This window comes from Aeromonas sp. 6P (genome assembly GCF_051919525.1).
GTDB classification, from domain to species: domain Bacteria; phylum Pseudomonadota; class Gammaproteobacteria; order Enterobacterales; family Aeromonadaceae; genus Aeromonas; species Aeromonas veronii.
In genome coordinates this window covers 1,947,268-1,972,574 of record NZ_JBQBEO010000002.1, presented here as the reverse complement: position 1 = coordinate 1,972,574, position 25,307 = coordinate 1,947,268, and the positions used below count along the sequence as shown (strand labels likewise).

Here is a 25,307-nt window from a genome sequence, read left to right as displayed (position 1 = left end):
GCGATCAAAAAGAGCGCCGATCGGGCGCTCTTTTTTTATGGGTAACGAAACGATGAAAGGGTTATTGATCGCTGATGACGATGGCAACCCGGCGGTTGGCGGCCCGGCCCTCTCTGGTCTTGTTATCTGCCAGCGGCATGGTCTCGCCACGGCCATGGATCTCCAGATTGGCCGGCTTCATGCCGACCGAGACCAGCACATCGGCCACTGACTGGGCCCGCTTCAGGGAGAGCTGCTGGTTGTAGCTGCTCTCGCCGGTATTATCGGTGTGGCCATCCACCCGCGCCTTGTCCAACCCTACGCCAAGCAGTGTTTTACCCAGTTTTTCAACGGATTGGCGAGTCTGGGGATTGAGCGCCCCCACGTTGTTGGCAAACAGCACCCGGTTGGCCAGATCCAGCGTCCACCCCTCATCGGTCAGATAAAAGCCCTGCTCCTTGAGCACGGCGATCTGCTCCGGGGTCAACCCCTTGGGGGCACTCTGGCAACCGGCCAGCAGTGACAACACCAACCCCAGCAGGGTCACTTTCAACAGGTGGGTGATCTTCATGGTTTGCTCCTTGTTTATGTTGTTATTCTTGCCCGTCAGGCGATGGTTTGCTGTTCGCTGCGGCGCGCCCGTTTCGCCAGATACATGGCTGCATCGGCCTGATCACACAGCACGCTGGCACTCATGCCCGCCTGATAGACGGCGAAGCCGACACTCACCTCTGCCACCAGCTGACGACCGTCACGCAGCGCCACCGGTTCGCTCATCGCCTGCTGGATGCGGCCAATCACCTCTTCCACCTCATGCTGTCGCTGGAGTGGGCCAACCAGCACCGCAAACTCGTCACCACCGAGGCGAAACACCAGATCATCCGGACGCAGCTGATGCTGCACCCGTCTTGAGAGCGCGATCAGCACATCGTCACCGGCGTTGTGCCCCAGCGTGTCATTAATTTGCTTGAAGCGATCGCAGTCGAGATAGAGCAGCGCAAACCCCTCTTGCTCGCCGAGGGAGATGGCCTGCGCGAGCCGCGCTTCAAACAGGGCGCGATTGGGCAGTCCGGTGAGGGCATCGTGAGTCGCCTGATGGAGCAGGCTGGCATTTTCGCGGGCCTGCTGGGCCTGCCAGGCTTGCAGCTCGTCCAGCAGGGAGTTGAAGTCATCCCCCAGCTCGTTAATCTCGACGATATCGGCCGGTGGTGCCCGCATCCCCAGGGTGCGCTGTCGGCGTACCGAGTGGGCGACAAGTGCCAGTTTGCGCAGCGGTGCGGTGATGGAGACCTGCATCCGGTCAGCCACATAGAGTGCCACCATGGCGCTCAGCATCAGGCAAACCACCATCACCAGCAGCGCCGAGAGCAAAAACAGCAGCAGGTATTCACCGTGGCCGCGCAGTTCGATGGTGGCGATCTGCTCACCACCCCGCAGCATGGGGAGTTTGACTGGCCCCGGCATCAGCAGTTGGGCCAGATAGTCTTCGAGCGTCACCAGCGGGTTGCTTCTGGGGCGCTCCCAACTGGCAAGCAGCTGACCATTGGTCAGCACGATAGTGGCTTCGGCCACCTCTTCCTTGGCAACGATGCCACTGAGCGCCTCGCTCGCCGCCTCCTCATCGTGGAACACCACCGCCGCCTCGGCGCTGTAGCTGATGGCGCGGGCTACCAGCTCCAGATTGTGGTCGGCGTAAAAACGCACTACCAGCAGGGCCACCAGAGTAAAAAAGAGTCCTGCCACGCTGACGGCTGTAATGGCGGCCACCAGATGGGTTCGCCCCAGGCTCTGACGCAGGGTCAGACGGCGGGGAGCCGCGCTCACCTGTCGTCTCATGGGACCCCCTTGTCGGCATGGGCCAGCTTGAGCACGGCGGGATGCACCCGCACGCCGCTCAGGGCCAAGGCATCGAGGTTCACTTTAAACCGCACTCGCACGCTGTCCGGCGAGGTCTGCAGGCAGAACACCGAGCTGGTGGAACAGTCGTGGTTGTATTCGCTGATGCTGAGCACTGGGTGTCCCTGCAGGCGGGCAAACAGCGCAATCCGGGTCGGCTCGTCGAGCACTCCCAGATAGAGCACATCGCAGTGATCGCTGATGGCCGGATCGCTCGCCTCGTAACGATGGACCTGCACGGTACGGCCATTGGCCTGACGATCGATGGTAAAGAGGGCACCGGCATATTCGGTCGGTGCCGCCACGCACATACGCAGCACCGCAGGCTCGGTGGGCCAGCGGGTGTAACTCATGATATCGAGCACCAGCTCCCTGACCGCCGTCGCCCGGCTCTCTGCGGCCGTTTCCGCCAGCGCGCGGGGCAACAGCAGGCCAAACGCAACCAACAGGATCGCCAGACGGGCAGTTAAACGAGGGGAAAAGAGTAACAGCATGATCGGGAGGTGGTCGCCTTGACAATACCGCTGCTATGGCATTGCGGTTCGGGTAGATGAACCCAGATAGTAAGTTGGCTGACACAGGCCTGACAAGTCTCACCCCGCCATCATCTACCGAGTTCGTGTAAAGAAAACGGAGAGCCCGTCTGGTAACGGGCTCTCTGGTAGCAGGCAGCAAGGTGGAAATCACTTCTTGCTGATGCCGTATTCCCGCAGCTTGTTGGCGATGGCGGTATGCGACACGCCCAGGCGTTTGGCCAGCTGGCGCGTCGACGGGAAGGCGGGATAGAGCCGGGCCAGCAGCTGGCTCTCGAAGCGCTTCACCGCATCGTCGAGGTTTCCCTCAAACCACTCGTCGATCAGCGGCATGGTATCGGCCGCCACCGGCAGGTCGATCTGCTCGGGCCCCAGTTCATCACCTTCCAGCAGGGTCATGGCACGGTAGAGACAGTTGCGCAGCTGACGCACGTTGCCCGGCCAGCGATAGGCGGTCAGGTAGTCTGCCATGTTGCGGGTAAAGCGCGGACGGGGTCGCTGCAACTCGCTGGCAAAGCGGGAGACAAACTGCTGGGCCAGCACCATGATGTCCGCCTTGCGCTCGCGCAGGGGGGCAGCGCCAGACTGAGCACGTTGAGGCGATAGTAGAGATCCTCGCGGAAGGTTCCTTCGTGCACCAGATCCAGCAACTGCTTCTGGGTAGTGCAGATGAAACGCACGTTGACCTTCACCTCCTGCTCGTCACCGACCCGGCGGAACACCCCATCCTGCAGCACCCGTAAAAACTTGGTCTGCAGATGGGGAGACATGTCGCCGATCTCGTCCAGCATCAGGGTGCCGCCGCTCGCCAGCTCCAGCACGCCGCGCTTGCCCTCGGTGTTGTTGCCAAATGCGCCGGGGGCATAACCAAACAGCTCGCTCTCGGCCACGTTATCGGGCATGGCGGCGCAGTTGAGGGCCATAAAGGGGTGGCTGGAGCGCAGGCTGGCCCCGTGACAGGCACGGGCCAGCAGCTCCTTGCCGGTGCCGGTCTCGCCGACGATCAGCAGCGGCGCGTCCTGCATCGCCAGTTTGCGCGCTTGCGACAGCACCTCTTTCATCTTGGGACTCTCGGCCTGCAGATGCTCGAAGCCCCCCACTTCCACCGCATGAAGCGCGCTGAAGTGCAGACCGACCCGACGGGCAGATTTGAGCACCACCACGGCCCCGGCCAGCGCCTGCTTGCCGCGGGCTTCTGCCACGAACAGCGGCATCAGATCTGCCAGATACTCTTCGCCATTGAAACTGAGCTTGCAGGTCTGCGGCTTGATCTCGCTCGCCTCCAGCCAGCGGGTGAAGGAGAAACCCTTGACCAGCGAACCGAGCGCCACCCCGCGCACCTCCTCCACCGGCAAGCCGAGGGTGGTGAGGGCAGACTGGTTGGCCTGGGTCACCTTGCCCTTGCTGTCGAGGGAGAAGACCAGATCCGGCAGCGCCTTGAGCAGCGCCTCGATCTCGTGATGCTCTCGCTCGGAAGGCATGTAGGGGATGGTCTTGACGTCGTAGACGCCGGGAATGCGGCGGATCTCCGGCATCAGGTGCTGAAAATCACTGAACTCCAGCTCGGGAAAGTTGAGATAGATGATGCCTGAGGTATCGATTTCGATGCCGCGCAGATCGATATTGTGCTCCACCAGGCGGTCGAGCAGTTCCCGGGTCAGGCCCAGGCGGTCTTCACAGCTGACTTCAAGACGCATTCGGGACACACTTCCTAGCTAACTCTATGAATGAGCGGATAATACAGTCTCGATCCCCCCAGTGCGAGCGCCAGCCCATAAAAATGCGGGCCCGCCCCGCTTTCGCAGGCAGGCCCGGGTCAACCGATGACGCTGGTGTGGGGTGCGATTACCGGAGCAACTGATCGGTGCGCGCCGCCATGATGAAGTCGTTGCGATGCAAGCCGCCGATCTTATGCATCCACCAGCTGACGGTCACCTCCCCCATTCGGTCAGAAATGCAGGAAGGGGGATACTCCGCCTCAACCTGTTCTCAGATTATCTGGGCAATTGGTCTGTACGCGCAGCCATGATGAAGTCGTTGCGATGCAAACCGCCGATCTTGTGGGTCCAGCTGACGGTCACCTTGCCCCACTCGGTCAGGATGGCCGGATGATGGAACTCTGCCTCCGCCAGCTCGCCCAGGCGGTTGGTAAACGCCAGCGCCTCCTTGAAGTTGCGAAACGTAAATTCCCGCCGCAGTTGCAGCGCCCCCCCCTCCACCAGCGGCTGCCAGTCGGGAATAAGCTGCATCAGCTCACGCAGCTCCTCATCGCTCACCTTGGGGGCATCGGCGCGACACGCTTCACACTGTTGGCTGGCCAGTTCGGACATGGGTTACTCCTGCTTGAATTAATGAAAAATTAATGAAAATGAAATAGGGTTGTTTGCTTTTGGTCAGCTCGCCTGTTTGCCAGCGGGAACCTCAAAACGTGGCGGATAGAGGCCAAGCCGACTGGCCTCGGCCAGAGCAGCCATGATCTCCTCCCCAGTTAGTTGGTAGAGATGCTCGAGACTCGGCAGCACAAAATAGGTGGGCTGCATGATGTCGATGCGATACGGGGTGCGCAGCACGGTCAACAGATCGAAAGGTTGCAGCAGCGGCTGGCCGGAGAGGGCATAGGCGGTCTCACCGATGGAGGAGAGAATGCCGCCACCGTAGATACGCAGCCCGTCGGGCGTTGCCAAGAGGCCAAACTCCACGGTGAACCAGTAGAGCCGCGCCAGAAAAACCCGCTGCTCCTTGCTCGCCTGCTGCCCCAACTGACCGTATAGGTGGGTGAAGTGGGCAAAGGCCGGATTAGTCAGCATGGCGCAGTGGCCAAAGATCTCGTGAAAGATATCGGGCTCTTGCAGGTAGTCGAGCTCGTCCCGGCGCCGGATAAAGGTCGCTACCGGAAACTGGCGGTTGGCCAGCAGGGCGAAGAAGCGATCGAACGAGATAAGCGCAGGCACCGCCGCCACCGACCAGCCGGTAGCGGGCTGCAAGACAGCGTTGATCTCGGCCAGCTGGGGGATGCGATCACGGGGCAGCCCAAGCCTGTCGAGACCGGCCAGATACTCATCACACCCCTTGCCATCGAGAGCGGCGAACTGACGTTCGATCAGGATCTGCCAGGTGCCGTGCTCTTCGGCCGAGTAGTGGATCACCCCGTCAGCATCCGGCTGGTGGGCGGTGTAGAAGGTTGCCATAGCGGTTCCATCCTCTGGCGCCACATCAAGGCGCCTTGCCGTTTCATCACGATTTCACTGTAACGAAATGGCAACAAAAAAAGCAGCCGACCCATGAGTCGGCTGCCTGAAACAGTTGTAAATAAATTGTGACAACCCGCTAACCAATCCCCACTACAGCTTGACCATGATATGGCGCGGCACCGTGTAATCCTCCAGCGCATAGAGGGAGAGATCCTTGCCGTAGCCCGACATCTTCATGCCGCCGTGGGGCATCTCGGAGGTGAGCATGAAGTGGGTGTTGATCCAGGTGCAGCCATATTGCAGGTGGCTGGCCACCTTGCTGGCGAGGCTCAGATCCTTGGTCCAGACCGACGAGGCGAGGCCATAGTCCGAGTCGTTGGCCCACTGCACCACCTGCTCGGCATCGTTGAAACGGGTCACCGACACCACGGGGCCAAACACCTCGCGGCGCACGATCTTCATCCTCCTGCCGGGCCCCGACAATCAGGGTCGGCTCGAAGAAGAAGCCGTTGCCTGGGCGGATCTTGCCCCCCGCCGTCACCTCCACATGACCGCTGCTCTGGGCCCGCTCGACAAAGCTGGCAACCCGGTTGCGCTGTCTGTCCGAGATAAGCGGCCCCATCTCCACCCCCTCCTCGTACTGGCTTCCCACCTTGATGGAGGCCACCGCATCGGTCATGGCGGCGACGAACTTGTCGTAGATCTTGCCCTGGGCATAGATACGGCAGGCGGCGGTGCAATCTTGCCCTGCATTGTAAAAACCGAAGGTGCGAATGCCTGCCACCACCGCCTCCAGATCCGCATCGTCGAAGATGATCACCGGCGCCTTGCCCCCCAGTTCAAGGTGGGTGCGTTTCATGGTGCGGGCGGCGCTTTGCAGGATCTTCTGGCCGGTGGCGATATCGCCGGTGAGCGACACCATCCGCACCAGCGGGTGCTCCACCAGCGGCGCCCCTACACTCTCGCCCCGCCCGCAGATGACGTTGATAACGCCGCGGGGGAAGATCTCGCTGGCCAGCTCCGCCAAACGCAGCGCGGTGAGCGGGGTCTGTTCGGAGGGTTTGAGCACCACCGTATTGCCCGCCGCCAGCACCGGCGCCATCTTCCAGGCCGCCATCATCAGCGGGTAGTTCCAGGGGGCGATACTGCCCACAACACCTATGGGATCACGGCGGATCATGCTGGTGTGCCCCTCGAGATACTCCCCCGCCAGCGGCCCTTGCAGGCAGCGGGCCGCCCCGGCAAAGAAGCGGAAGCAGTCCACCACCGCGGGCAGCTCGTCGTTGAGCACAGCCAGATAGGGTTTGCCGCAGTTGAGGGATTCCAGCGCCGCAAACTCCTCGGCGTGGCGCTCGACGAGATCCGCCAGACGCAGCAGCAGATTGCTGCGGCTTGCCGGGGTGGTGCGGCTCCACTGGGCGAAGGCGCGCTGGGCACCGTTCACCGCCCGGTTCACCTGTTCGAACGAGGCTTCGGGCACGGCGGCGATCTGTTCGCCGTTAGCCGGGTTGAGAATGGGTTCGGCCTGCCCCTCGCCGGTCACAAACTGGCCATCAATCAAGAGTTGGGTTGAGAGTTTCATGGTTGCATCCTTGCGCACGCGTTGAATCATCATTTGCCACTGCCAGCAACATCATGGGTGTCGCGAGTGAGGTAGTAGGCAAGCAAAATGGGGATAGTGGTGAAGGCCACTATGATGAGGGCCACCACGTTGGTGACCGGCCTGTCTCGGGGACGGATCAGCTCCTGATACATCCAGATGGGCAGCGTGGTCTGCTGGCCCGCCGTAAAGGTGGTGACGATCACTTCGTCAAAACTCAGGGCAAAGGCCAGCATGCCCCCCGCCAGCAGCGCCGTGGCCAGATTGGGCAGGATCACGTAGCGCAGGGTCTGGAAGCCGTCGGCCCCGAGATCCATCGACGCCTCGATGAGGCTCTGGTTGGTGCGGCGAAAACGGGCCAGCGCATTGTTGTAGACCACCACCACACAGAAGGTGGCGTGGCCGATAACGATGGTCCAGAAGCTGAACGGGATCTCCATCAAGCCGTAGGCGGAGCGCAGCGCGATACCGGTGACGATGCCGGGCAGCGCGATGGGCAGCACCAGCAAGAGCGACACCACCTCCTGACCGAAGAAGCGGCTGCGGGCAATGGCCCCTGCCGCCAAGGTACCGAGGATCATGGCTGCCAGCGTCGCCAGCCCCGCTACCTCCAGTGACAGCTGGATAGCACGCCACACATCGGGACGATTGAGGGTCACCTCGAACCACTTGAGGGTGAGCCCGGGGGGCGGAAACTGGTAACTCTTGCTCTCGCTGGTGAAGGCGTAGAGGAAGATAAACAGAATGGGAAAGTGCAGGAACAAGAGTCCACCGATGGAGGCGTACTTGAGCAGGCCCGAAGGGCGCTCTCCCTGACGGCTCACTGAGCTAGCTGACATGACGGCCTCCTTGCTGCCGGTTCAAAGCGATAGGGTCAAAGCGCATCAAAGGCTCCTAACCGTTTCGCAATCGCCAGATAGATGGCGATGATAAGGATCGGCACCAGCGAGAAGGCGGCGGCAAAGGGCAGATTGCCCGCCGTTCCCTGCTGCATGTAGACCACCTGACCGATATACATGGTCGAGTTGCCGATGATGCCGGGGATGATGTAATCACCGAGGGTCAGCGAAAAGGTGAAGATGGAGCCCGCCACCACACCGGGCAACGCCAGCGGCAGGATCAGGTTGCGAAAGGTCTGGGCGGGTGTCGCCCCCAGATCGCTGCTCGCCTCCAGCAGGGATCGCGGAATACGCTCCACCGCCGCCTGAATGGGCAGGATCATGAAGGGCAGCCAGACATAGACGAACACGATAAAGGTGCCGAGCCGCGAGAAGGAGAGCGACGGGCCACCTATCACCGGCAGGGAGAGGATGGCATCGAGCAGCCACTCCAGCCCCATGCTGTCTGCCAGCCAGCTCACTACCCCCTCCTTGGCCAAGATCAGCTTCCAGGCGTAGACCCGCACCAGATAGCTGGACCAGAGCGGCAGCATGATCCCTACATAGAACAGCGCCCGGGTCTTGCCACTGGTGTAGCGTGCCATGTAGTAGGCAACCGGAAAACCGAGCAGGGCGCAGGCCAGGGTCACCAGCAGCGACATGCCGACGGTGCGGCCGATCACATCCAGATTCTCCGGTCGCAGCAGGGCGACGAAGTTTTGCAGCCCCAGCTCGTGGCGCACCTGACCGCTGAACTCGTCCAGCCCGAACAGGGAGTTGGAGAGCAGCATCAGCAAGGAGCCGACATAGATGATGCCGAGCCACAGCAGCGGCGGCCCCAGCAGGATCGCCAGCAGCAGGCCGGGCCGACCATAGAGCAGGGTCGAGAGGCGCCGCAGCGGCCTGAAACGGGCAGGTTCGGGCTGATGGTTCATGGCAAGACTCGCACTGTGAGGGGCACTCATGGCTGCGCCCCCTGATGGGCGCCGCTCAGGCGATGGATGGCCTGCTCCGGCCAGCTGAGACTGACCCTGCTGCCACGGGCCAGACGGGCCTGCCCCTCATTGGGGTGATTGACGATGATCTCGAGCTGCTCCCCGAGATCAACCCGATAACGGACGAAGGGGCCCAGATACTCCACCTCGCGGATCTCCCCCGACCAGCCCGGCGCGCCCGCCTCAGCGAGCCGGATCCGCTCCGGGCGCACCATCATCTGGCTGCCGTCACCGCACAGCCGTCTGGCCTGCTCCCCTTCGAACAGATTGACGGTGCCGACAAAGCGGGCCACAAACGGCGTCGCCGGAGCGTCGTAGATGGTATCGGGGGCTGCGATCTGCTCGATCTTGCCCTGACTGAAGATGCAGATCCGGTCGCTCATGGAGAGCGCCTCCTGCTGATCGTGGGTGACGAAGATAAAGGTGATGCCCAGCTGGCGTTGCAGCGCCTTGAGCTCAAGCTGCATCTGCTCGCGCAGTTTGAGATCGAGGGCCCCCAGCGGCTGATCCAGCAGCAGGATGCGTGGCTGGTTGATAAGCGCCCGGGCGATGGCAATGCGCTGGCGCTGGCCGCCGGAGAGCTGGCTTGGGCGGCGCTTGCCGACCCCGGGCAATCGCACCAGCTCCAGCATCTCGTCCACCTTGCGGTAACGCTGTGCCTTGGCGACCCCCTTGAGCATCAGGCCATAGCCGATGTTGTCGCGCACATCCATGTTGGGAAACAGGGCATAGTCCTGAAACACGGTGTTGAGGTTGCGATCATAGGGGGGCACGGTGGAGCAGGGTTCGCCAAACAGGCGGATCTCCCCATCGCTCGGGTACTCGAAGCCCGCGATCATCCGCAGGCAAGTGGTCTTGCCGGAACCGCTCGGCCCCAGCAGGGTAAAGAATTCCCCGGAGGGGATCTGGAAAGAGATGTCATCGACCGCCTTCACCTCGCCATAATGGCGACTGACCCGGTCAAATTGTACGGCGTTCATGGGGCGTCCTTGTCTGTACTGGGATGGGCCGGACTCCTGTCCGGCCCGCTTGATTATCCGGTTTTGGCAGTCATGCAGAGGAGGCGCAGCTCCCCTGCCGTTGGCAAGGTGGCAGTGGTTCCGACCACCTTGCTCACGCCGCCTCAGCGACCGCCCAGAATGGCGATATAGTCGGAAACCCAGCGGTAATAGGGCACGCAAGTTCCCTGGCTCTTGCACTGGGAGACCGGAGTGCGCCAGAAGCGAACCCGATCGAAGTTGTCGATACCGTTGGTTTTGCACCCGGTCGGGCCCAGCAGGGCATTGCCCTCACAGGCGGCAGGCACCACAGGCACCGAGCCAAACCAGGCGGCGAGATCCCCCTGCAGCTTGTTGCTCAGGGAGTGTTCCAGCCACTTGTAAGCGCAGGTGAGGTTCCTGGCATCGCTGTGCACCATGCTGGTATCGGCCCAACCGGTGACGCCCTCCTTAGGCACAGTGGTGGCGATGGGTTGCTTGTCGGCAATCAGGGCATTGGCCTGGAACGGCCAGGAGCCTGACGCGACCACCCCTTCGTTCTTGAAGTCATCGATTTGAACGAAAGCATCATGCCAGTAGCGTCCCACCAGCTGGCGCTGCTTGCGCAGCAGATCGAGGGAGGCCTTGTACTGATCCTCGTTCAGCTCGTAAGGATCCTTGATGCCCAGGGCAGGCTGATGGGTCATTAGATAGAGGGCGGCATCGGCGATGTGGATCGGGCCGTCAAAGGCCTGCACTCGCCCCTTGTTGGACTTGCCATCCGCCAGGGTCTGTTCCTCGAATACCACGTTCCAGGAGTCCGGTGCCTTGGGGAACACCTTGGTGTTGTACATCAGGATATTGCCGCCCCACTGGTAGGGCACGCCGTAGTGCTTGCCATCCACAGTGTGCCAGGGGGCATTTTGCAGCCGGGGATCAATCTTGCTGTAGCTCGGGATGAGTGCCAGATTGAGCGCCTGCACCTTGCCACCGGCAATCAGACGCAGACTGGCATCGCCGGAGGCGGTCACCAGATCGAATCCCCCCTCGTTCATCAAGGCCACCATCTCGTCCGAGGTGGCCGCCGTCTTGACGCTCACCTTGCAGCCGGTCTCTTTCTCGAATCCGGTCACCCAGTCGTAGTTCTTGTCGGTCTCGCCACGTTCGACGTAGCCAGCCCAGGCCACGATATTGAGCTGGCCTTCACCCTTGCCGAGCTCGGTCGGGGCAGCCTGGGTCTGGCCTGCCAGCAGCGCCGGCACAAGAGCCAGCATCAGAGGGGTCAATTTCATCATGCACTCCTTGCATTGTGTTGACTTGCATCAGGTGAAGGAACGCCACCATCGGCGTTAACATCCTGTTAACCAGCAATGAGCTTAGGGGAGTGGCAATACGATGAATATTTCAATTTTTGGTGGCTCAGGTATCAGCTAAATCGATATCGAGTGCAGATGAATCTGATTTTTGGTGGCTCCCCCGCAAGAGATGGCTAGCGAGGGAGCGCCTGACGGGCACGCAACCGGCTCTGATCCCGCGCAATATCGATAAATTCCCGCGCCGTCCAATCCAGCCGAGAACCACGGCGCCACACTAGCCCGATATCGATGGCGGGAATGGGCTCCTTGATGGGGCGCGCCTCGACCCGCTCCTGCTCCAGCGACCAGGGGCGATAGGCAAAATCGGGCAACAGGGCGACCCCGAGCTGGCTCGCCACCAGACTGCGCACCGCCTCCACCGATGCGGTGCGCAGCACGATACGGGGGGAGATGCCGTAGCGACGCAGGCCGCCACCGATGATCTGATCGAGCTGATCGGCGGTCAGCGAGATCATCGGCTCCTCCCCCAGTGCGGTGAGCGAGAGGGTCGACTCGGCGCAGAGCGGGTGGTTGGCGGCCAGCCAGAGCCGCAGCGGCGAACGGGTCAGCAACTCGGTATCAAACGCCTCTTGCCGAATGGTGCGGTTGGTCATCAGGATCCCCACATCCACCTCGCCGTTGACGATCTGGTGCTCCAGAAAAGGCTGTTCATCCTCCTTCACCTCGATCTGTACCGCCGGAAAGGCGCGGCGAAAACGGCCGAGCGCCTCTGAGAGGTAGTAACCCGCCACCAAGGTAGTCACACCGATAGTGAGCCGTCCCTGATCCTGCTGGGCTACTGCTTTGAGGGAGTGGCTCGCCTCGGTCATGGCGCCGAGAATACGGCGGGCGTGGAGCAAAAACTGGTGGCCCTGAGTGGTGAGGGTGACGCCGCGCGGATTGCGCTCGAATAGCGGGGCGCCGAGCTCGGTCTCCAGCTCGCGAATGGCGCTGGTGACCGCCGACTGGGAGATATGAAGCTCGGCGGCGGCACGACTCACTGAGAAGCTGTCGGCCACGGCCACAAAATAACGGATCTGGCGAAAGGTAAAGTTCATCGGGCATCCTTGCCGATTGGTACGATGGATGTGATTGGTAAGATTGACTGCCAGCTTAACCGTAAACGGGCGCCTCGCCAAAGCCGGGCACCAGGCAGCCAACTCAATGATCTGCCGATTAAAACCATGCCCCTGTGGCTTGGCGAGCACGACAGGGGCAAGGGTCATATCAGCAAGGTGCAGATAGGGCTATCAGGATTTGTTGAGATACCCCGCCAGCTGGCCGATCAGCCGCTTGCGCAGCTCGCCGAGTTTCGGTTTCTCGTCCGCACACCAAGGCAGCGGGCGGCACGCTTCGATGGTGCGCAGGCCAAGGCGAGCGGTGAGCAGCCCGGCCCCCACCCCTTGTGCGGCGCGGGCAGAGAGCTTGGCGGCAAACTCGGCGCCCAGCAAGTCCATCCCCACCTCGGTCACCAGCTCGGTGGCACCGGCGTAGAGCATGTTGCGAAACACCTGACGGATGAGGCGTATGCGGCTCCAGTAGCCAAGCTCGATGGCGTAGACATCGGCGATATCCTCGATCATCCGCAGGTTGCGCCACAGCATCAGCATCATGTCGATGGTGGCAAGCGGGCTTAGCGCCACCAGCACAGCGGCCTCCCCCGACCATTTTGCCACCCGCGCCTGCGCCAGTTTGTCGCGTTCGCTCAATACCAGCTGACTGTAAAGGGTCAGCACCTCCCGATCGCTGTGGCTCTCGTCGAGCTGGGCCAGCCAGGTTTGATACCCCTCGCGCCCCTTGTCGCCACTTTTGACCGCCAACCCTTCGCAAAAGGCCTGCCCCTGCCCGACACCCTGATGGGCCAGCAGATCTTCTGCTCGCGAGCGCACATCCTGACGCCGCTTGAGAGTGTGCAGCCGCAGCCACTCGCGCCCCACCACGCTGGCGGTGCCCGCCGCCACCAGCGCCGAGGCCGCCAGCCAGGCGCTGCCCCAGAGCGGGGTGGTGAGGAATTGATCGTAAAGAAAGGCGCCATACTGGCCCAACGAGAGCAGACCGACTGCCCCCAGCCCCCACGCCAGCAGCCGATGGCGGCGGCGCGGTTTGCTGACGAGGGCGCTCTCCACCTCGGTGAACTCGTCCAGCTCGTCGAGGCGCTCGAAACTTGCCTCCTCCAGCCGCTGAGCCGGTGCGGGCGGTCGCTCGTCACTGGCCACCGTCAAGGCAGGCTCAAGGATCACCTTGCCCTGCAACGGTGGCCGCTCTTTTATCTGATCGTTCATCGCATTGTTCTCCTGTGCGCAGCCTTCGGCTCAGGTGCCAAGACCGCACACCGTTATTCGAGGTGATCCCCGAGCAGAAATTCCAGCGCTGCATCGAGCCGGATATGGGGCAGCGCCTGATGGGCGCTCATGGGCATGGGACGAAACGCCTGAAAATCAAAGCCTTGACTGTTCCACCACTGCGCTGGCGGAATATGGGGCGGCACCTCCCCGGGGAACAGCAGCAGCGGCTCACCGCTCAGGCTGGTGCCGCGGATGGCGGGGAACTCGCGGCCATTGGCCATCCCCTTGCCCACCTCGGTCGCCTTGATGGCGGCGAGCGCCAGACACTCGGTGGTGATCCCCTCAAAACGGGCCTGACCGCGACCGCTGCGTACCAGATGCTGGAGCAGGGAGACCATGGGCGCATGCTGTTCGGGGGTGACGTGATCGGCCTTGCTCGCCACAAACAGCAGCTTGTCGATACGGGGCGAGAAGAGTCGCCGCCACCAGTTGCTCTTGCCGTAGGCAAAGCTCTCCATGATGCGGGCGATGGCCTGCTGCATGTCGCCAAAGCTGGCCGCCCCGGCGTTAAGCGGCTGCAGGCAATCCACCAGCACGATCTGGCGATCAAAGCCGGCAAAGTGCTGCTCATAAAAACCCTGCACCAGATGCTGCTTGTACTGCTCGAAGCGCTGCTTGAGAGTGGCGTAAAGAGTGCCATCGGCGGGCTCGCCGACAGGCATCTCCCACACCCAGGGGACAAATTGCAGCATGGGGGCACCGGCATACTCGCCCGGCAAGACGAAGCGGCCGGGCTGGATCAGGTGCAGCCCCAGCTCCTGTTTGCAAGCATGCAAGTAGGCGGTGTAACGCTCGGCTAGCTCAGCCACCGGCCGCTCTTCGAAGCGCTGATCGACCTGCCACCCGGGGGTCAGCCAGCTGGCGGCAAGTGCCTGCAGCTCTGGGCGACGAAGCTGCTCGCGCACCTGTTCGCTCCACTGCTCGTAGCTCATCTCAAGGAGCGGCAAATCGAGCAGCCACTCCCCGGGGTAGTCCACCAGATCCACGTAGAGGGTGGAGATCTCCCCCAGATGCTTGCGCAGAGGGTGACGGGTGCGATAGCGGATTTCGAGGCGCACTTCGGCCACCCCGCGGGTGGGCTCGGGCCAGGCTGGTGGAACGCCAAACAGGGAGTCGAGGCCACGCTCGTAGGCAAAGGTGGGGATGTGGGCATTGAGCTGCGGCACCCGGCGGGCGCCGAGGATGCGCCCTTGACGCAGGGCATCCCACAACGGCAAACGGCCATCGATGGCCGCGTGTTCCAGCTGGTTGACCAGCGCCGTGATAAAGGCGGTTTTGCCGCTGCGAGAGAGGCCGGTCACCGCCAGCCGGATATGGCGATCCCGCACCCGGTTCACCACGTCGTTCGCCTTGTGTTGCAGGCGAGTCAACTTCTGTTCCAGTTTATTGAGTATCAAGGCTTGACCCGTTCTCCCTTGGTGGTTGCATCTGGATAGCTGGTGTCGATGGTGGCGCATCACGGGAGGCGCCGCCATCGACATGGGGGCTTCAGCAAGAACTACAGCTTGCGAAACTCCCGCTGCAGGGTGAACTCCCTAGAGGTCACCAGCTTCTCGATCCGCTGAACTCTGGGCTCCAGCGCGTCAAGTTCCTGCGCGATGCGGCCCAGCGCCTGATGAGGGGTGATCCCCGCCTGCCAGCTGCGCGCCTTCATCCGCACCTCGGCAAAGTCGGCATCCTCTTGCGAATAGAGGGTGACCGGCTTTTTGTCGAGCAAGAACCAGGCGGCGATATAGGCGGTGAAGGTAATGAAACCGGCAAAGATAAGGCCACTGATGGCAAGCAGCCGCACGATCCAGGTCTCCACCCCGAAATACTCAGCCAAACCGGCACAGATCCCGGCTATCTTGCCACGCTGGGGATCACGATAGAGGTTACGCCCTTCACGACTGACACTGCTCATACCTTGTTCCTCCAACCGGGTACTTCCGCATCCAGAATTGATTCCAGCGCGCCCACTCGCTCCTGCATCTTCTCGGTGCGAGCCAGCAGCCCTTGCAGCTGTTCCCGCTCGCTATCGGCAAGACCGGCGCCAATCCGCCCCTTGGCACGATAGTGCAGCACCAGCCAGATGGGGGCTACCACCACCATGAAGACCACCATGGGAACCATCAATACGCCCAGCAGATCTTCCATCTGTTACTCCCCCTGTTTGCCTTCGCTTTTGCTGTCGCCCTGGCTCAGCTTCTGGCGCATCGCTTCCAGCTCGCGGCTTATCTGATCGTCCACTTCCAGCTCGGCAAACTGCTGCGCCAGCGCCTTGTCAGACTGACCCAGATCGGCGCGGGCCTCCATCTCGTCGATGCGACGCTCCATCCGCTCGAACTTGCTCACCACCGCCTGACTGTCACCACGGGCAACCTGGCTCTGCACGTTGAGACGGCTGCTGGCCGCTTCGGTGCGAATGGCCATCGCCTTTTGACGGGCGCGGGCATCTTCCAGCTTGGCTTCGAGCTGACGGATCTCTTCACCCAGCTTCTCGATGCCGCTGTCGACCGCCTGCTGCTCGCGGTAGAGGGTCTCTGACAACTCGGTCTGTTTCTTCTTCTCGATAAGGGCGGCGCGGGCCAGATCTTCACGTCCCTTGGTCAGGGCCAGCTCGGCCTTGGCTTGCCACTCGTCGACCCGCTCCTGATGACGGGCGACCTGACGGCCAATCTCTTTCTGGCTGGCGAGGAAGCGGGCCAGATTGGAACGTTCCTTGACCAGCTCGTCCTCCATCTCCTGGATGATCAGGCGCACCATCTTCTGGGGATCTTCTGCCTTGTCGAGCAGGGCCGTCAGGTTGGAATTGATGATGTCGGCCAGACGGGAAAAAATACTCATGATTGCACTCCTGTTATTGGCATGGCGTTGTTTCTCCATTGACAATAGCAACTTGTGTGCCAATCTGGAACAAAATTTAACTTGTTGATTTATATGGGGCAGAATAGCCGGATTGCAAGATGCCTCGCGCAAGTGATGATTAAAATCACCAACTTTTGGTAAGATTGACCAGCTTTTACAACTGACAGGGATCACTATGACCACGGCCACGGAAAGCCTGCTGGGGGAATCCAACGCATTTCTCGAGATCATTGAGCAGGCCTCACGGCTCGCCCCGCTGCGCAAACCCGTGCTGATCATCGGTGAGCGGGGGACGGGCAAGGAGCTGATCGCCCACCGCCTACATTATCTCTCGGCGCGCTGGGATCAAAGCTTTGTCACCATCAACTGCGCCACCCTGAGTGAGAGCCTGCTGGAGACCGAGCTGTTCGGTCACGAAGCGGGGTCGTTTACCGGTGCAGCCAAGCGCCATCAGGGCCGCTTCGAGCGGGCCGATGGCGGCACCCTCTTCCTCGACGAGCTGGCCACCACCAGCGCCCGGGTGCAGGAGAAGCTGCTGCGGGTCATCGAGTATGGCGAGTTCGAGCGGGTGGGTGGGGCCAAGCCCCTCAAGGTGGATGTACGACTGGTCTGCGCCACCAACGAGGATCTCCCTGCGCTGGCCGACAAGGGGCAGTTTCGCCACGATCTGCTCGACCGGCTCGCGTTTGATGTGATCACCCTCCCCCTTGCGGGAGCGGCGGGAAGATATCCTGATGCTGGCGGAGCACTTCGCCCACAGCATGACCCGGGAGCTGGGCTATCCGCTGTTTGCCGGTTTCTCGCGCAAGGTGACCCAGCTGCTGCTGGATTACCACTGGCCGGGCAACGTGCGGGAGCTGAAGAACGTGGTGGAGCGCAGCATCTATCGTCAGGGCAATCCCCAGCTGCCGCTCTCGACCCTGGTGCTTAACCCGTTTGATTCGCCCTGGCGACCACAGGTCACGCAACCTGCGCAAGAGGCCCGAAGCGAGGTACAATCTGCATCCCCCCTCGCCCTGCCACTCGATCTCAAGCAGGCGGTGGCGGAGTACGAGATTAATTTACTCAAGCAAGCGATGCAGCAATCCCAGTATAATCAGCGCAAAGCCGCTCAACTGCTGGCCTTAAGCTATCACCAGTTCCGTGGCATGCTACGCAAATATCAGCTGCTGGATGGCGATAACGATGCAGAACAAGAGTGAAGGAGTGCGGTTGATGCCGACTCCAGCAACACGCCAGCCTTCGCGCTGGCACATTTGTATCAAAACGTGCGTACAAAACCCCTATAAGAACATGGTTCAACAATGAGAATGCTCACACCCTTGCTGCTGGGTATGCTGGTGCTGGTCACCGGCTGCCAGAAGCAACCCGAGGCCTCCAAAACCGGACTCATCTATTGTGCTGAGGGATCCCCCCTCTCCTTCAATCCCCATGTTTCCAACTCCGGGGTGACACTGGATGCCAGTGCCCGTCCGCTCTACGACCGCCTGCTGGAGGTGAACCCCAACACCCTGGCGTTGGAGCCGGCGCTCGCCACCAACTGGCATGTCAGCGAGGATGGCCTCACCTATACCCTGACCCTGCGCAAGGGGGTGACGTTTCACCATACCCCCTGGTTCAAGCCCACCCGCACTTTCAATGCCGATGACGTGGTCTTTACCTATGCTCGCCAGCTGGACGAGCAGCACCCCTATCACAATGTCTCCGGCGGCGATTACCCCTACTTCTACAGCCTGGGGCAAGATCTACTGATCAAGCGGGTGAGCAAGAAGGGGCCGCAGACGGTAGTGTTCGAGCTGAACCAGCCAAACGCCTCCTTCCTCGCCACCCTGGCCAGCGACTATGCGGTGATCCTCTCCGCCGAATACGCCGAGCAAATGTTGCAGGCGGGCACGCCAGCCCTGCTGGATAGCCGCCCCATCGGCACCGGGCCGTTCAGCTTCAAGGAGTATCGCCACAACGAGTTCATCCGCTATCTGCGCCACCTTGGCTACTGGGGCGGCGATGCCAAGATTGAACAGCTGGTCTACGACATTACCCCCAAATCCGCCAAACGGCTGGCCAAGCTGCTGACCGGCGAGTGCGACGTGATGAGCACCCCTTCCGCCAGCCAGCTCTCGGTGATCAAGCAAAATCCGGCGCTCAGTCTCTCGGTCCAGTCGGGGATGAACGTCGCCTTTTTGGCCCTCAATACCCGCAAGCCGCCGTTCAACAACGTCAAGGTGCGTCAGGCCATTGCCAGCGCCATCAATATCGACAACCTGCTGCAGGCGGTCTATTTCGATACCGGTCTGCCCGCCAACAGCCTGCTGCCGACCCTCTCATGGGGGTACAACCCCAGCCTGCCCGAGCGCAAACCCGACCTGAAACGGGCGCGCCAGCTGCTCAAGGAGGCGGGGCTGGAGAAAGGGTTCGAGATGCAGGTGCTGGTACAACCGGACGCCCGCCCCTACAACCCGGATGCGGTCAAGACCGCTCAGCTGATCCGCAGCGATCTGGCCAAGGTCGGGATCAAGCTCAAGATCGTGCAACGGGAGTGGCCGGTGATCGAAGGCCGCCTCACCAAGGGGCTGTACGACAGCCTGCTCTCCGGCTGGATTGCCGACAACGCCGACCCGGACAACTTCTTCCGCCAGCTGCTGAGCTGCTCGGCAGTGGAGCGCGGCAACAACTACAGCCGCTGGTGTAGCCCGGCCTTCGATCAGCTGCTGGATGATGCGGTCACCACGCCCCAGCTCTCGTTCCGGCTGCGTAACTACTACTATGCCCAGACACTGCTCAACGAACAGCTGCCGCTGATCCCGCTGGCACACGCCTTGCGTACCCAAGTCAGCCGCAGCGACATCGAGGGGCTGACGCTGATGCCCTTTGGCGGCACCTCCTTCAACCAGGCTCACAGGGAGTAAGCATGCTTCTATACACCTTGCGCCGCATCAACCTGCTGCTCATCACCCTGCTGGCGCTGACCTTTGTCGCCTATCTGCTGGACTATCGGCTGATCGGCCATCAGCTCAGCTTCTGGAGCGGCTACCCCGATTTCCTGCGCCGCATTTTCGCAGGTGACCTAGGGCTCTCCAGCGTCTCCGGGCTGCCGGTGCTGGACGAGATCCGCCACTACTTCCCGGCGACCCTGATCCTTTGTCTGGCGGCGTTCGCCATCTCGCTGCTGGTGGGCATTCCCCTCGGCACCCTGGCGGCCCTGTCCCAGGGAAAGACGCTGGATCTCTCCATCATGACAGCCGGTCTTATCGGCTATGCGGTGCCGGTATTCTGGCTGGCGCTGCTGGTGGTAATGCTCTTTTCGCTGGATCTCGGCTGGTTGCCAGCCTCCGGGCAGATCAGCCTGCTCTACGACGTCCCCCCCATTACCGGCATCGCGGTGATCGATGTGCTGCTCAGCAACGAGCCCTGGCGGCAAGCGGCGCTGCACGATGCCCTGCGCCACCTGATCCTTCCGTCACTGGTGTTGGCGGTGGTGCCCACTACCGAGGTGATCCGCCATGTGCGCAGTTCCCTCATCGACGTGATGAAGCAGAACTACATCAAGGCGGCAGCGAGCCGGGGCCTTTCCAAGGCGCAGATCGTCTGGCGCCATGGTCTGAAGAACGCCCTGCCGCCGGTACTGCCGCTGCTGGGTCTGCAGCTAGGCAGCGTACTCACCTCCGCCATGATCACCGAGGTGGTGTTCGAGTGGCACGGGATCGGCCGCTGGCTCATCAGCAGCATCGCCCTGCAGGATTACGCCGCCATTCGCGGCGCAACCCTGGTAGTGGCCAGTTTCGTGATCCTGACCAGCGTCAGCACCGAGTTGCTGACCACCCTTATCTATCCGGCACGGCGCAAAGAGTTGTATGCCAAACAAGATTGAACGCGCTCATGGCGTGACCAGGAGCCAGGTATCCTATGCAAGATAAATCGAACATCTATCCCGAGCTCAAGATCCTCTCGCCCCTTGAGCAGACGTGGGCCTCCTACAGCCGCAATCCGCTGGCGATGGCAGGGCTCTGGTGCTTTTTGCTGTTGCTGCTCATCACGCTGGTGGGGCCGCTGGTCGTCCCCTACGGCATCGATGAACAGCACACCGACAAGCTGCTGCTGGCCCCCTCGTGGGCGGCGACCGGCAACATCGACTATTTTCTCGGCACCGACGATCTGGGGCGCGACATGCTCTCCCGGCTGGTGGTAGGGGCGCGTCTCACCTTCGGCTATGCGCTGGTCGTGGTGGTGATCGCCATGGTGGTGGGCTCCGCCATCGGTATCCTCGGCGGCATGAGCAAGGGGCTTAAATCGAGCGTGCTGCACCACCTGCTCGATACCCTGCTCTCCATCCCCTCCCTGCTGATGGCCATCATCATGGTCGCCATCATGGGGCCGGGTTTTGGCAATACCCTGATAGCCATTACTCTCGCCTTGATCCCGCCCTTTATCCGGGCCACCTACAACGCAGTACATGCCGAGATGCAGAAGGAGTACATCACCGCCAGCCGCCTCGATGGCTCGCCTCCCTTCCGGATCATGCGGCTGGCTATTTTGCCCAACATTGTCGAAACCCTGGTGGCCCAGACCACCCGCACCTTGTCTGCAGCCATTCTCGATATCTCGGCGGTCGGGTTTCTTGGCCTCGGCGCCCAATCTCCCCAACCGGAGTGGGGCACCATGCTGGCCGATTCGAGCGACCTTATCTATCTCGCCCCCTGGACCGTCACCCTGCCAGGCATCGCCATCCTGTTCAGCGTGCTGGTGACCAATTTAGTTGGTGAAGGCATTCGCGAAGCACTCAAAGAGGGGAACGACTGATGCCGCTGCTCGACATACGCAATCTCACCATCGAGATCGACACCCCGCAAGGCAAGGTCAAGGCGGTGGACAAGGTGAGCCTGACCCTGACCGAGGGGGAGATCCGCGGTCTGGTGGGTGAATCCGGCTCCGGAAAAAGTCTGATCGCCAAGGTGATCGTCGGCATCGAGAAGGACAACTGGACGGTTCGTGCCGACCGGATGCGCTTCAACGACATGGATCTGCTGACCATGGCTCCCAAGGAGCGCCGTCGCATCATGGGTCGCGAGATCGCCATGATCTTCCAGGACCCCATCAGCTGTCTCGACCCCTCCGAGGAGATCGGCACCCAGCTGGAAGAGGCGATCCCGACCGATTCGTTCGAGGGACAATTCTGGCAGCGCTTCCAGTGGCGCAAGAAGAAGGCCATCGCCCTGCTGCACCGGGTCGGCGTCAAGGATCACCGCAAGGTGATGCGCGCCTATCCCCACGAGCTGTCGGATGGCATGTGCCAGAAGGTGATGATCGCCATGGCGATTGCCAACCAGCCGCGTCTGCTGGTAGCCGACGAGCCCACCAGCGCCATGGAGTCCACCACCCACTCCCAGATCCTGCGACTGCTGGACAAGATGAACAAGCTGGGCAATACCACCATCCTGATCATCAGTAACGATATCGCCGCCATCGCCAACCTGACCGACACCATCAACGTGATGTACTGCGGCCAGATGGTGGAAGTGGGCACCCGGGAGCAGATCCTCGAGACCCCGCATCACCCCTATACCGATGCCCTGCTCAAATCGATCCCCGACTTTGACAAGCTGGTGCGCCACAAGTCGCGCCTCGAGACCCTGCCCGGCGTCATCCCGCCGCTGCAACACCTGCCCATCGGTTGCCGTCTGGGGCCGCGCTGCCCCTACGCCCAGAAGCAGTGCGTGCAAACCCCGCTGATGAACAAGGTGAAAGGACATCAGTTCAGCTGTCACTTCCCGCTGAACATGGAGGAGCCGAAAAAATGATGACCGTTAATGCCCCCATGAAGGAGCCCCGCTTGTGATCGAGCCATCCCTGTTGCAGGTCAGAGGCCTTAGCAAAACCTACCAGAACCGCACCGGTCTGTTCCGTCGTCAGGCGGTGGAAGCAATCAAGCCCCTCTCGTTCGACCTCGAAGTGGGCCAGACCCTCGCCATCGTCGGCGAGGCAGGCTCCGGCAAGAGTACCCTCGCCCGCATTCTGGCTGGCATGATCGAACCCACCAGCGGCGACATCGCCATCGACGGCCAGCTGATGGTGCATGGCGATTACCAGACCCGCTGCAAACTGCTGCGGATGATTTTTCAGGATCCCAACACCTCGCTGAACCGCAAGATCCGGGTCGGCCAGATCCTGGAAACCCCACTGCGCCTCAACACCGAGATGACCGAGGAGGAGCGCCGCGAGAAGGTGGTGCAGACCCTGCGTATGGTGGGGATGCTGCCGGATCACGCCCTGTTCTATCCGCAGATGCTCTCCTCCGGTCAGCAGCAGCGGGTGGCGCTGGCGCGCGCGCTGATCCTCAACCCCAAGATAGTGGTGGCCGATGAGGCGCTCTCCACCCTGGATATCTCGGTACGCTCCCAGATCATCAATCTGCTGCTGGAGATGCAGGAGACCATGGGGCTGAGTTATGTGCTGGTAGCCAACGATCTGGGTATCGTCAGCCATATCAGCGACGAAGTGCTGGTAATGCACGAAGGTCGGGTGGTGGAGCGCGGCAAAACCCTCAAGGTATTTGCCGATCCCCAGCATGAGGTGACTCGCCGTCTCATCCAGAACTACAACAACGAATACCGCAAATAGAGAGGCACTGGCCGCCGCCCTTGCCGCTGTTGTCGCCGCGCTCACACGGCGAGATCAAAAAAGCCCACTGCATGCAGTGGGCTTTCTGTTACCGGCGTTGCAGCTTAGGCTTGCAGCAACAGGCGGTTGATGCGGGAGACGAAGCTCGCCGGATCGTTCAGCCCGCCCTGCTCGGCCAGCTGGGCCTGTTCATGCAGCAGGGTGACCCACTCACCGAACAGTGCCTCGTCTTCAATGGTGTCGAGTTTCTTCACCAGCGCATGGTCAGGGTTGAGCTCCAGAATGTACTTCTGCTCCGGTACCGGCTGGCCGGCCGCACGCATGAGCTTGATCATCTGGGTGCTCATACCGTAGGCGTCGGTGACGATGCAAGAGGGGGAGTCGGTCAGACGGTGGGTGACACGCACCTCTTTCACTGCATCGCCCAGGCTCTTCTTGACCCGCTCAACCAGACCGGCGTTGGCTTTTTCGGCATCGATCTGCGCCTGCTTGGAGGCTTCGTCTTCCAGATCGCCGAGATCCAATTCGCCACGGGTGACGGAGATAAGCTGCTTGCCGTCGAACTCGGTCAGATGGCTCATCAGCCACTCGTCCACGCGCTCCCACATCAGCAGCACTTCGACACCCTTCTTGCGGAAGATCTCGAGGTGCGGGCTGTTCTTGGCAGCGGCATAGGAGTCAGCAGTGATGTAGTAGATCTTCTGCTGGCCTTCCTTCATGCGGCCAACGTAATCCTCCAGCGACACGGTCTGGGCTTCGCCCTCACCGGCGGTGCTGGCAAAGCGCAGGAGCTTGGCGATCTCTTCGCGATTGGCGTAATCCTCGGCCGGGCCCTCTTTCAGCACATTGCCGAACTCTTTCCAGAATTTGGCGTACTTCTCGGCATCGTCTTTCGCCAGCTTGGAGAGCATGGTCAGCACGCGCTTGGAGCAAGCCTTGCGCAGGGAGGAGGTCACCTTGTTGTCCTGCAGGATTTCACGGCTGACGTTGAGCGGCAGATCGTTGGAGTCCAGCACCCCTTTGACGAAGCGCAGGTAGGTCGGCATAAACTGCTCGGCGTCATCCATGATGAAGACGCGCTGTACGTAGAGCTTCAGACCGTGCTTCTGCTCGCGGTTGTAGAGGTCGAACGGTGCGCGGGCCGGTACGTAGAGCAGGCTGGTGTACTCCTGCGCCCCTTCCACCCGGTTGTGACCCCACAGCAGCGGATCTTCAAAGTCGTGGGCGACGTGCTTGTAGAACTCCTGATACTCCTCGTCCTTGATATCTTTCGGGTTGCGGGTCCACAGTGCCGTGGCGCGGTTGACCTGCTCCCACTCGCCCGGGGTGCCGACGATGGTCTCACCATCCTCTTCGCGATCCGGGGTGCCCTCTTTGAACATCTCCACCGGCACGCTGATGTGATCGGAATACTTGCCCACCACGGAGCGCAGGCGCCAGTCGTCGAGGAACTCGTCCTCTTCGGCACGCAGGTGCAGGATGACGTCGGTACCGCGACCCTCTTTGGTCACGTCAGCGACGGTGAAGGAGCCTTCCCCTTCAGATTCCCACTGTACGCCCTGCTCCGGAGCAGTACCGGCGGCGCGGGAGACCACGGTCACCTTGTCGGCCACGATAAAGGCGGAGTAGAAGCCGACCCCGAACTGACCGATCAGCTGGGAGTCACGTCCCTGATCGCCGGAGAGGTTTTTGAAGAATTCTGCGGTGCCGGACTTGGCGATGGTACCCAGGTGCTCAATCACCTGATCGCGGGTCATACCGATCCCGTTATCGGAGATGGTCAGGGTACGCTTCTCTTTGTCCACCACCAGACGCACACGCAACTGGCCGTCGTTTTCGAACAAAGAGGCATCGGAAAGCGCCTTGAAGCGCAGCTTGTCCGCCGCATCGGATGCGTTGGAGATCAGCTCGCGCAGGAATACTTCTTTGTTGGAGTAGAGGCTGTGAGCCATCAGGCTCAGCAGTTGTTTGACTTCAGTCTGAAAGCCGTGGGTTTCGGCATGAACACTTTGGGTCATGGACCAATCCTCAGAAACATCGGGTTGAACATATGCCCAACCTAGATGGGGACGGCCAATCAAATATCAAGGGGCGAG

At 61.5% G+C, this 25,307-nt stretch carries 22 protein-coding genes and 3 pseudogenes; 6 read left to right on the top strand and 19 right to left on the bottom strand.

The features are described 5' to 3' along the window. Positions 1 to 61: 61 nt before the first annotated feature. From ACTG2J_RS09310 to pspA, 18 genes and pseudogenes are all read right to left on the bottom strand, one after another. Positions 62 to 550 carry an OmpA family protein gene (locus ACTG2J_RS09310; RefSeq protein WP_113739925.1) on the bottom strand — a complete coding sequence of 163 codons (489 nt, stop codon included), beginning with the start codon at positions 548 to 550 and terminating at the stop codon, positions 62 to 64. A gap of 35 nt (positions 551 to 585) precedes the next feature. Next, positions 586 to 1,815, bottom strand: a complete 1,230-nt coding sequence (locus ACTG2J_RS09305; protein ID WP_058056947.1) for a diguanylate cyclase domain-containing protein — start codon at positions 1,813 to 1,815, stop codon at positions 586 to 588. Continuing rightward, the gene (locus ACTG2J_RS09300) at positions 1,812 to 2,369 is read right to left on the bottom strand and encodes a YfiR family protein (RefSeq protein ID WP_150995807.1); all 558 of its coding nucleotides are present in this window, start codon (positions 2,367 to 2,369) and stop codon (positions 1,812 to 1,814) included. Before ACTG2J_RS09300 ends, ACTG2J_RS09305 begins: the two co-directional genes overlap by 4 nt. Positions 2,370 to 2,558: 189 nt before the next feature. Continuing rightward, a pseudogene (gene tyrR, locus ACTG2J_RS09295) lies at positions 2,559 to 4,105 on the bottom strand (transcriptional regulator TyrR). A gap of 148 nt (positions 4,106 to 4,253) precedes the next feature. Further along, positions 4,254 to 4,352, bottom strand: a complete 99-nt coding sequence (locus ACTG2J_RS09290) for a 4a-hydroxytetrahydrobiopterin dehydratase (RefSeq protein WP_270905441.1) — start codon at positions 4,350 to 4,352, stop codon at positions 4,254 to 4,256. A gap of 50 nt (positions 4,353 to 4,402) precedes the next feature. Next, positions 4,403 to 4,738 (bottom strand): 4a-hydroxytetrahydrobiopterin dehydratase, encoded by a 336-nt coding sequence (locus tag ACTG2J_RS09285; protein ID WP_439997415.1) that lies wholly within the window; start codon positions 4,736 to 4,738, stop codon positions 4,403 to 4,405. 63 nt (positions 4,739 to 4,801) lie between these two features. Beyond that, positions 4,802 to 5,596 carry a phenylalanine 4-monooxygenase gene (gene phhA / locus ACTG2J_RS09280; RefSeq protein ID WP_439988740.1) on the bottom strand — a complete coding sequence of 265 codons (795 nt, stop codon included), beginning with the start codon at positions 5,594 to 5,596 and terminating at the stop codon, positions 4,802 to 4,804. A gap of 153 nt (positions 5,597 to 5,749) precedes the next feature. Further along, positions 5,750 to 7,181, bottom strand: a pseudogene (locus ACTG2J_RS09275) (gamma-aminobutyraldehyde dehydrogenase). 29 nt (positions 7,182 to 7,210) lie between these two features. After that, entirely contained in the window at positions 7,211 to 8,038 is an 828-nt protein-coding gene (locus ACTG2J_RS09270; protein ID WP_421252261.1) for an ABC transporter permease, read from the bottom strand. Positions 8,039 to 8,073: 35 nt separating this feature from the next. After that, a complete protein-coding gene (locus ACTG2J_RS09265) occupies positions 8,074 to 9,042 on the bottom strand; it encodes an ABC transporter permease (protein ID WP_005346227.1) in 969 nt (322 codons plus the stop codon). After that, positions 9,039 to 10,052, bottom strand: a complete 1,014-nt coding sequence (locus tag ACTG2J_RS09260; RefSeq protein WP_439997413.1) for an ABC transporter ATP-binding protein — start codon at positions 10,050 to 10,052, stop codon at positions 9,039 to 9,041. The genes ACTG2J_RS09265 and ACTG2J_RS09260 overlap by 4 nt, the downstream gene beginning before the upstream one ends. 143 nt (positions 10,053 to 10,195) lie before the next feature. Further along, entirely contained in the window at positions 10,196 to 11,341 is a 1,146-nt protein-coding gene (locus tag ACTG2J_RS09255; protein ID WP_227342656.1) for an ABC transporter substrate-binding protein, read from the bottom strand. 197 nt (positions 11,342 to 11,538) lie between these two features. After that, entirely contained in the window at positions 11,539 to 12,462 is a 924-nt protein-coding gene (locus tag ACTG2J_RS09250) for a LysR family transcriptional regulator (RefSeq protein ID WP_005346246.1), read from the bottom strand. A gap of 192 nt (positions 12,463 to 12,654) precedes the next feature. Next, a complete protein-coding gene (locus ACTG2J_RS09245; RefSeq protein WP_201990194.1) occupies positions 12,655 to 13,686 on the bottom strand; it encodes a YcjF family protein in 1,032 nt (343 codons plus the stop codon). A 53-nt stretch (positions 13,687 to 13,739) separates the two neighbouring features. Next, positions 13,740 to 15,146, bottom strand: a complete 1,407-nt coding sequence (locus ACTG2J_RS09240) for a YcjX family protein (protein ID WP_439988742.1) — start codon at positions 15,144 to 15,146, stop codon at positions 13,740 to 13,742. Positions 15,147 to 15,247: 101 nt separating this feature from the next. Then, positions 15,248 to 15,652 (bottom strand): envelope stress response membrane protein PspC, encoded by a 405-nt coding sequence (pspC, locus tag ACTG2J_RS09235; protein ID WP_005333670.1) that lies wholly within the window; start codon positions 15,650 to 15,652, stop codon positions 15,248 to 15,250. Beyond that, positions 15,649 to 15,885, bottom strand: a complete 237-nt coding sequence (pspB, locus tag ACTG2J_RS09230; protein ID WP_005333672.1) for an envelope stress response membrane protein PspB — start codon at positions 15,883 to 15,885, stop codon at positions 15,649 to 15,651. The genes pspC and pspB overlap by 4 nt, the downstream gene beginning before the upstream one ends. Before the next feature lie 3 nt (positions 15,886 to 15,888). Next, positions 15,889 to 16,575: a phage shock protein PspA gene (gene pspA / locus ACTG2J_RS09225; protein ID WP_201990198.1), complete on the bottom strand. Its 687-nt coding sequence runs from the start codon at positions 16,573 to 16,575 to the stop codon at positions 15,889 to 15,891. 196 nt (positions 16,576 to 16,771) lie between these two features. Here pspA and pspF point away from each other — a divergent pair. The 6 genes and pseudogenes from pspF (at position 16,772) to ACTG2J_RS09195 (ending at position 23,211) form a co-directional block, all read left to right on the top strand. Continuing rightward, positions 16,772 to 17,798: pseudogene (gene pspF / locus ACTG2J_RS09220) on the top strand (phage shock protein operon transcriptional activator). Between the two features lie 108 nt (positions 17,799 to 17,906). Beyond that, complete coding sequence (gene sapA / locus ACTG2J_RS09215; RefSeq protein ID WP_439997906.1) at positions 17,907 to 19,502, top strand: ABC transporter substrate-binding protein SapA; 1,596 nt, start codon at positions 17,907 to 17,909, stop codon at positions 19,500 to 19,502. A gap of 2 nt (positions 19,503 to 19,504) precedes the next feature. Beyond that, positions 19,505 to 20,464 carry an ABC transporter permease gene (locus tag ACTG2J_RS09210; protein WP_005333676.1) on the top strand — a complete coding sequence of 320 codons (960 nt, stop codon included), beginning with the start codon at positions 19,505 to 19,507 and terminating at the stop codon, positions 20,462 to 20,464. A 35-nt stretch (positions 20,465 to 20,499) separates the two neighbouring features. Next, positions 20,500 to 21,393, top strand: coding sequence for an ABC transporter permease subunit (locus ACTG2J_RS09205; protein WP_005333677.1), 894 nt, complete (start codon positions 20,500 to 20,502; stop codon positions 21,391 to 21,393). Beyond that, the gene (locus tag ACTG2J_RS09200; protein ID WP_005346272.1) at positions 21,393 to 22,391 is read left to right on the top strand and encodes a peptide ABC transporter ATP-binding protein; all 999 of its coding nucleotides are present in this window, start codon (positions 21,393 to 21,395) and stop codon (positions 22,389 to 22,391) included. Before ACTG2J_RS09205 ends, ACTG2J_RS09200 begins: the two co-directional genes overlap by 1 nt. Positions 22,392 to 22,425: 34 nt before the next feature. Then, positions 22,426 to 23,211, top strand: a complete 786-nt coding sequence (locus ACTG2J_RS09195) for a peptide ABC transporter ATP-binding protein (protein ID WP_005333681.1) — start codon at positions 22,426 to 22,428, stop codon at positions 23,209 to 23,211. A gap of 104 nt (positions 23,212 to 23,315) precedes the next feature. On the opposite strand, the gene htpG is transcribed toward ACTG2J_RS09195, so the two are convergent. Then, complete coding sequence (gene htpG / locus ACTG2J_RS09190) at positions 23,316 to 25,229, bottom strand: molecular chaperone HtpG (RefSeq protein ID WP_113739918.1); 1,914 nt, start codon at positions 25,227 to 25,229, stop codon at positions 23,316 to 23,318. Between the last annotated feature and the right edge of the window lie 78 nt (positions 25,230 to 25,307).